This window comes from Acetobacter sp. DsW_063 (assembly GCF_002153745.1).
Taxonomy (GTDB): Bacteria; Pseudomonadota; Alphaproteobacteria; order Acetobacterales; family Acetobacteraceae; genus Acetobacter.
Map to the genome: position 1 here is coordinate 23,151 of NZ_JOPL01000080.1, position 6,469 is coordinate 29,619.

Consider the following 6,469-nt stretch of genomic DNA (forward strand, 5'->3'; position numbering starts at 1 on the left):
TGAAATAGCGAACAAGGATGACGGCGCATGAAAATCGCCTATCTCGTCATGGCCCATGCAGTCGATGAACAACTGCGATTGCTGATCGACAGGCTTCTCGAGGACAGCCGCTCCTCCGTCTATATTCATATGGACCGGAAAACTGCCGATCTAAAATGGTTGGATTCTGAATCTCGACCCAACTTACATATTTTGCGAAACAGGGAAATCGTAAACTGGGGCGGTTTCTCCATTGTTCGTGCGACGCAAAATTTGCTGCGAATGGCAGTACGTGACCCTAAGAACGAACGCTTCGTCTTACTCAGCGGATCGTGCTTTCCTCTGCTCCCCTCGCCCGCTCTGGGAGACGCGCTGCTCGCTGCGCCCGCATGCGTTGCGGTCTGGGGAAAAATTGACGCATCTCTATCACGTAACGAGGGATTAGGACGTTACGTCGTGACTAAAGCCCATCCGCTCGATGTGACGTTCATCAATCCCAAGCGCGGTCCCCTTCGAGACCGATTGTGGAATATGTTCAAGGCGATCAACAACCGACTGCCTTACGAACGCCGGGTCGAAATCGACGATTTGTGGAAGGGATCGCAGTTCTTCGTCTTCGATCGCGCGCTGGCGCTTACGTGCTCCTATCCGCCCAATGAACTTGTGACGACACTGCGTCACGCTCTGGCGCCAGACGAGATCTTTTTCACGACACTGTTCGTCAGACGCCAACGAGAGGCCGGTAATCGTCTGACCATGACCGGCCCCGGGGCCCATGTTCAGGGGCGACATTTCATCCGCAAACAGACCCCCATGCGCAGAACATGGCGTCAACGCCTTGCCGGAACCGTGGATCTCCGACGTCTGACGGCAAATGATCTTGCAGAAGTTCTCGTCAGCGACGCGTTGTTTACACGAAAGTGCACGCCGGACATATCGCGCGCCATTATCGAGGCCGCGGACGCGCGGTATCATTCCTCACGAGGTGAAGTCGCCAAGGACTGGGCCTCCTTCGGAAAAGGAAAGGACAGCGCGTAGCATTTCGTTTTTAGGTAGAGTCGGGAGCCTCGTAAACGCTCGATCTGATATGGTATCCTCCGCCAAAAATCAAGAAATATTCAAGAAATTCTAATATTTTTATAAAAAACTCGATCTTCGCGATCAGCGCAATTGGAATCCGATCGCCCAACGTGCGTTTACAGTTTGCCCAGACGCCGCAAACCAGCCCACGCTCCGCCCTTCAATGCGAAAAAGTCATGCACCGCGATCGCCAGTAACGCGCCTGAGCGCGACAACTCCGACGCGAACGCCGCATCTGCAAGAACTCGTTTTTCCGGTACGTCCGCATCGCCACAGAGCCGTACGCCGATCATGGCCGTTGCGTGTAATTGCAGCGCCCGGCGCAGTATCGCTGCGCTCTCTACACGGGGCGCCGAGCGTGACGTGTCGGTGTTGACGGCTTCGTCTCCCAACAATCTGTTCCGATTGTCCAAGTATAAAATCCGTAACTGCCCCGGCACGGCGCCGTCGAGGGCCGTATCGAAATAAACCAGCAGGGCCTCCCAATCGCCAAGTTGCGGACGAGAACGCGCCTCAGCGCTCGCCAGTCTCGTTGCAGCCAGTAAGGGGAGACTTAAGGCTGCTACGCTGGCCGCGCTGAGCCCGGCCTTTGCAAGTGTGTCCTGGTTCGCCTCCAGCACCGTGTGCAACGACCCGAAACGATTGATCAGTGCTTTCGCGAGCGGTTTGGTGTCGCGGCGGGCTATTCCCAAAAAAAGCAACATCTCCAAAATCTCGTAATCCGCGAGAGCTGAAGCGCCACGCGCCAGAACGCGCTCCCGCATGCGAGAGCGATGACCCGACGGCCCCGTGCTGGAGAATGCCGCTGTGGCGGCTCTTTCTTCAGCACGTCGAATGTCGCCGCGCGCACCCTCCGCAGGGGAATGATTGTCCATGTGGGTTCCCGTCATATGCGCGGCGCGTGTTTCCTCTGACAGATCGAACGTCGTTTCCTCCGATCTGGCAAGCCCAGGGAGTTTCGGCGTCGGCGGGTCTGAACTTCACGGGTCAGGGGATTTACCCTCATCGAGCCAGTAACCCTGCCCGCGCGATCGATTCCCCCGTTCCCAATGATGCGCCAGATCGGCGCCGCCCATTGCGTTCGTCGAGAGTCGCGATATGTCCGACCGGTGGCGCTCACTCAAGAACGCCCGCCAAGGGAGCTCGTCACATCATGACCGCGCTACTGTTCGCCGCCGTCGTTATCGTATGGGGCCTGAGCTGGTTCGCCATACATCTGCAAGTCGGTGGCACAACGTCGGACGTAGCGATTTTCTGGCGCTTCGCGATCTCTTCGGGCTTGCTCGGGTGCTGGCTGGCGGCCACGCAAAAGCTGCGCCCGCCGCCGCGCGCCCTGGTACCGTGGCTCGCCTTACTCGGCATGAGCCTGTTTTCCGTCAATTTCCTCGGCATCTACAGCGCGGCGAGCATTCTCCCAAGCGGCGTCGTGTCCGTCATCTTCAGCACGTCGACGATCCTTAACGCGGCCAATCTGTGGATATTTTTTCGTCAGAGGCCCGACATCCGGGTCGTAGCGGGCGGAGTCCTCGGCGTGACAGGCGTCGCCTTGCTATTGAGTTCCGGGGCCGGAGCGACTGCCGTCACGCGTGAGCAGTTGCTATCGGGCGTGGCTCTGGCGCTTGTCGGAACGACGATTTTTTCTCTTGGCAACATGATCACGCGAAGAATCGCTCGCAGTGGGTTCGGCCTCACAAACGCCGTGTTTTACGGGATGACATTCGGCTCTCTGCTTCTCGCGTGCGATGTCCTGTCGTCGGGGCATTCCTTGGCTTTCCCGCTAACTGCACGCTGGATCGGTGGACTTGCGTATCTGTCTGTAGCGGCGTCGGTGGCGGGCTTTATCGCCTACATGTCTCTTATCCACCGCATTGGCGCGGACAGGGCCGCTTACACGACCATCATTTCGCCTGTCATAGCCCTCGGCGTGTCAGGGTTTTTCGAGGACTTGCATTGGACGACAGCCATGCTGTGCGGGGTCGCCCTTGTTCTGAGCGGCAACATTCTCGCCTTCCTGCCGCGCCGTGGCGCTCCAGCAGTCATCGCGCCGATTGAGGTCGAGCAGGGCTGAAACATCGTGCCGCAGGATGAATCAACAGCCATCTGGAGGTGTGTTCGTAAGCAAGCGTAGACGGGTAAAGCTTGGCGGTCCGCGCCTCGCTTGAGAGGTGGATGGATCCGTAATTCCGATATCTGGACGTTTTATGTTCACCGGATCAGCGGATCACGGCCCCCAACGGACTCAGCAAGACGTTACAAAAGCCGGCAAGCCCCCACACTTGGGGAGCCTGCCGGCCTTCATTTGGCTCGTTAGTGCGCTCCGCGCGCAGGGCCACCGCCTTTGATCGGCGACAGCAGGAAGCAGAACGGTACCACGGCAAGCGCCGCCAGACCGAAAATCATGAACGCCTCGTTGTAGGCGAGCATCGCGATCTGGGTCGTAAAGTTCTGGAACAACCTGTGCTGCGCTACCACGTCGTAAGTCGACGGGGCGCGGCTATGATCCAGCGCAAACTGTCGTCCGCGCGCCAGATACTCGTTGTACGGCTGATGAAACGGCGTCATCCAGTGAACCATGTTCGCCTGATGCTTCTGCCTCAGCTCCGTAATCAGCGCCGTCGCACCCGAAATGCTCAAAGACCCGAGGAAGTTTCGCGCCATCGAGAACAAGGCCGATGCGTCTGCATTCATCTCTTTCGGCAATGTCGAATAAGCAACGGTGGACAAAGGCACGAACAGGAACGCTAGACACGCGGTCTGACTCATCCTGAAGAAGACGAGGTGCTTGAAGTCAAGATACGGAACCAGATGACCGGACCAGAACAGCGCCACCGCCATGCTCGCGAAGCCGAATGCGATGATGAACCTAACCTGGAACATTCCCATCAGCTTGCCGACAATCGGGATGAGAAAGATCACCGCAATTCCGCCTGGAGACAGAACGAGGCCGGACAGGGTCGCCGTATAGCCAATCACCTGCTGCGCGAATTGCGGCACAATGATCGCTGACGAGTAGAGCAGAGCCCCCATCATTCCCATCAGCAGCGTGCCGACCGCGAAATTGCGATCCTTGAACACCCGCAGATCGACCGCCGGGTATTTGGCTTTCAACAGCCAGATCACCGCTCCGATAATGCCTATCGCCGCGAGAACGCCCATGATGCAGATGAAGCGCGATCCGAACCAGTCGTCGTCCTCCCCACGGTCGACCATGACTTCAAGGCAACCAAAACCGAGCGTGATCAGGCTGATGCCAATAGCGTCGATGCGCTCGCGCCGCTTTTTCGCCCACGGCGGGTCCTCGACCAGCATGCCGACGGCGATGGTCGCAAAGATACCGACAGGAATGTTAATGAAGAAAATCCAGCGCCACGAATAGTTATCGGTGATCCAGCCGCCGAGTGTCGGGCCCAACACCGGCCCGACCACCGTCGCAATGGCGGTAAGACCGAATGCGGCCGCACGTTTTTCGGGCGGAAAGGTGTCGAGAATGATGGATTGCTGGTTCGGCTGCAGACCACCGCCGAAGAACCCTTGCAGCAGGCGAAAAATAATCAGTTCACCGAGGCTGGTGGACACGCCGCATAGAAACGACGTGACAGTGAACATGGCTATGCAGCCCATGAAGTAGACCTTGCGGCCGAACAGCTTGCCCAACCAGCCCGAGATCGTGAGCACGATGCCATTGGCGACAAGGTAGGACGTCAACGTCCATGTCGCGTCGTCATAGGTGCTGGATAGGCTGCCTGCGATATGCGGCAGCGACACGTTTACGATCGTGGTGTCCAGAATCTCCATGAACGCCGCGAGCGTGACCACCAGAGCGATCAGCCACGGGTTGTTCTTGGGCTTCCACTCCTCGGGCTTTGCGGCGTTTTCGCCGCTCCCGGCCGCCGCTGCGTCGCTCATGGGGCCTCGTTGTCGCCAGTTGAACCGGCATCTCGATCAACCACGCGACCGTTCGACGAGCGCGCCGCCTTCGTGTCGACGTGAACCGTAGGCACGACCGACAGGCCGAGTGCGAGCGGAGCGTCACGATCGAGCCCGCTGTCGATGCGGATCTTGACCGGCACGCGCTGCACGATCTTCACATAGTTGCCGGTCGCATTTTCGGGCGGGAACGCGCTGAACGTGGCGCCCGTGCCCTTCTGCAACGAATCCACATGTCCGTGCAGCTTCAGGTCAGGATAGGCGTCGACAGTGATGTCAACGGCCTGACCGGGCCGCATGCTCGTGATCTGCGTTTCCTTGTAGTTGGCGATAACCCAGACCTCGGGCGTCACGATCGAGAACAGGGTCTGCCCTGACGAGACGAAGTTTCCGCGTTCGATGTTACGCTGGGAAATCCAGCCGTCATGCGGTGCGCGGATTTCGGTCCAAAGCAGATTCAGATCCGCCTGAACGAGCGACGCCTTGGCGCTGGAAAGCTGGGCGTCTTCGCTATTAACCTGCGCGCGAGCGTTGCCGATGTTCGGCGCCACGGGTTCGGCGATCGCAACCTGCGCCTGCGCCTGCATGACCTGAGCCTTGGCGGCGTCGAGTGCGGCCTGAGAGTAGTCGATGTCCTGTTGGGACGTCGCGTCACGCATGACGGAATGCTGCCGCTTGTAATCGGTCTCTGCGCGGAATTCCTGAGCCTTGGCCGAAGCCAGAGTAGCCTGAGCCTCAAGCAATCTGCCCGGGAAGTTTTTCTCGGCGACCTGCAGCAGCATCTGGTTCGCAGCGACGGTCGCTTCGGCTTGCGAAACTGTGGCCGCGGCCTTATCGCGTGCGGCCTGCCAGTCGCGCGGATCAATCCGCGCAAGCAGCTGCCCCGCGCGCACGAACTGGTTGTCGTCGACGAGAAGTTCTGTCACGTAGCCGGAAACATGCGGCGCGATTGTGATCGCCCTTCCCTGCGTGAACGCGTCGTCGGTCTCCACGTCGAAACGATGGAGGAACCAGTAGAACGCGGACCCGATCACCGCCAAAACCAGCAGCCCGATCAGCAGTATCCGGACGATGGGATTACGTTTCTTCTTGGGGGCGGGTTGCGTGCTGCCTGAGGCGCCTGCCCCGGGGCTGTCGTGATCATGAATCTCGTCGGCCATGCCGTCTCCGCGCGCTCGAATCGATTTTCCTCGGTCAGGGCCGTCGCTCGGGCGGCTGACCGATCCGTTCGGTCAGCTTCTGACACGGCAACGCCCAACCATCAAGCCGGCATGGGGCCAGTCCCGTGTCCGCATAGTGGCAAAAGCAGTTCTCGACGCATGTAACCTACCGATATCACTCAATTCGATCGTCGAAATTCGGCAGACCGTTACGTCCAGTTCTCTTGCGAAGTTTCGAGCAGATGAACTGATGTCCGCCTCACTAATTACATCGCCTAGGGCCTGTTATGCCTTGAATGACGGAGCGAAGTGCCCAGCTTTTT

5 protein-coding genes are annotated in these 6,469 nt (G+C 58.9%); 2 read left to right on the forward strand and 3 right to left on the reverse strand.

Annotated features, from left to right (window positions below):
* Positions 1-27 precede the first annotated feature (27 nt).
* The gene (locus HK28_RS10750; protein WP_086644572.1) at positions 28-1,017 is read left to right on the forward strand and encodes a beta-1,6-N-acetylglucosaminyltransferase; all 990 of its coding nucleotides are present in this window, start codon (positions 28-30) and stop codon (positions 1,015-1,017) included.
* A 158-nt stretch (positions 1,018-1,175) separates the two neighbouring features.
* Here HK28_RS10750 and HK28_RS10755 read toward each other — a convergent pair whose 3' ends face one another.
* A complete protein-coding gene (locus tag HK28_RS10755; protein ID WP_086644573.1) occupies positions 1,176-1,934 on the reverse strand; it encodes a RadC family protein in 759 nt (252 codons plus the stop codon).
* A 278-nt stretch (positions 1,935-2,212) separates the two neighbouring features.
* Here HK28_RS10755 and HK28_RS10760 point away from each other — a divergent pair, with 278 nt between their 5' ends.
* A complete protein-coding gene (locus HK28_RS10760) occupies positions 2,213-3,127 on the forward strand; it encodes a DMT family transporter (RefSeq protein ID WP_198945865.1) in 915 nt (304 codons plus the stop codon).
* 239 nt (positions 3,128-3,366) lie between these two features.
* Here the strand turns inward: HK28_RS10760 and HK28_RS10765 are convergent, their stop codons facing one another.
* Together HK28_RS10765 and HK28_RS10770 are read right to left on the reverse strand one after the other, a co-directional pair.
* Positions 3,367-4,965: a DHA2 family efflux MFS transporter permease subunit gene (locus tag HK28_RS10765; RefSeq protein ID WP_086644574.1), complete on the reverse strand. Its 1,599-nt coding sequence runs from the start codon at positions 4,963-4,965 to the stop codon at positions 3,367-3,369.
* Positions 4,962-6,146, reverse strand: a complete 1,185-nt coding sequence (locus tag HK28_RS10770; RefSeq protein WP_086644575.1) for an HlyD family secretion protein — start codon at positions 6,144-6,146, stop codon at positions 4,962-4,964. Before HK28_RS10770 ends, HK28_RS10765 begins: the two co-directional genes overlap by 4 nt.
* Positions 6,147-6,469 lie beyond the last annotated feature (323 nt).

Excerpts from the sequence above, each read along its gene's own strand:
- HK28_RS10755 (WP_086644573.1), bottom strand. The coding sequence starts at position 1,934 with ATGGACAATCATTCCCCTGCGGAGGGTGCGCGCGGCGACATTCGACGT.
- HK28_RS10765 (WP_086644574.1), bottom strand. The coding sequence starts at position 4,965 with ATGAGCGACGCAGCGGCGGCCGGGAGCGGCGAAAACGCCGCAAAGCCC.
- HK28_RS10770 (WP_086644575.1), bottom strand. The coding sequence starts at position 6,146 with ATGGCCGACGAGATTCATGATCACGACAGCCCCGGGGCAGGCGCCTCA.
- HK28_RS10760 (WP_198945865.1), top strand. The coding sequence starts at position 2,213 with ATGACCGCGCTACTGTTCGCCGCCGTCGTTATCGTATGGGGCCTGAGC.
- HK28_RS10750 (WP_086644572.1), top strand. The coding sequence starts at position 28 with ATGAAAATCGCCTATCTCGTCATGGCCCATGCAGTCGATGAACAACTG.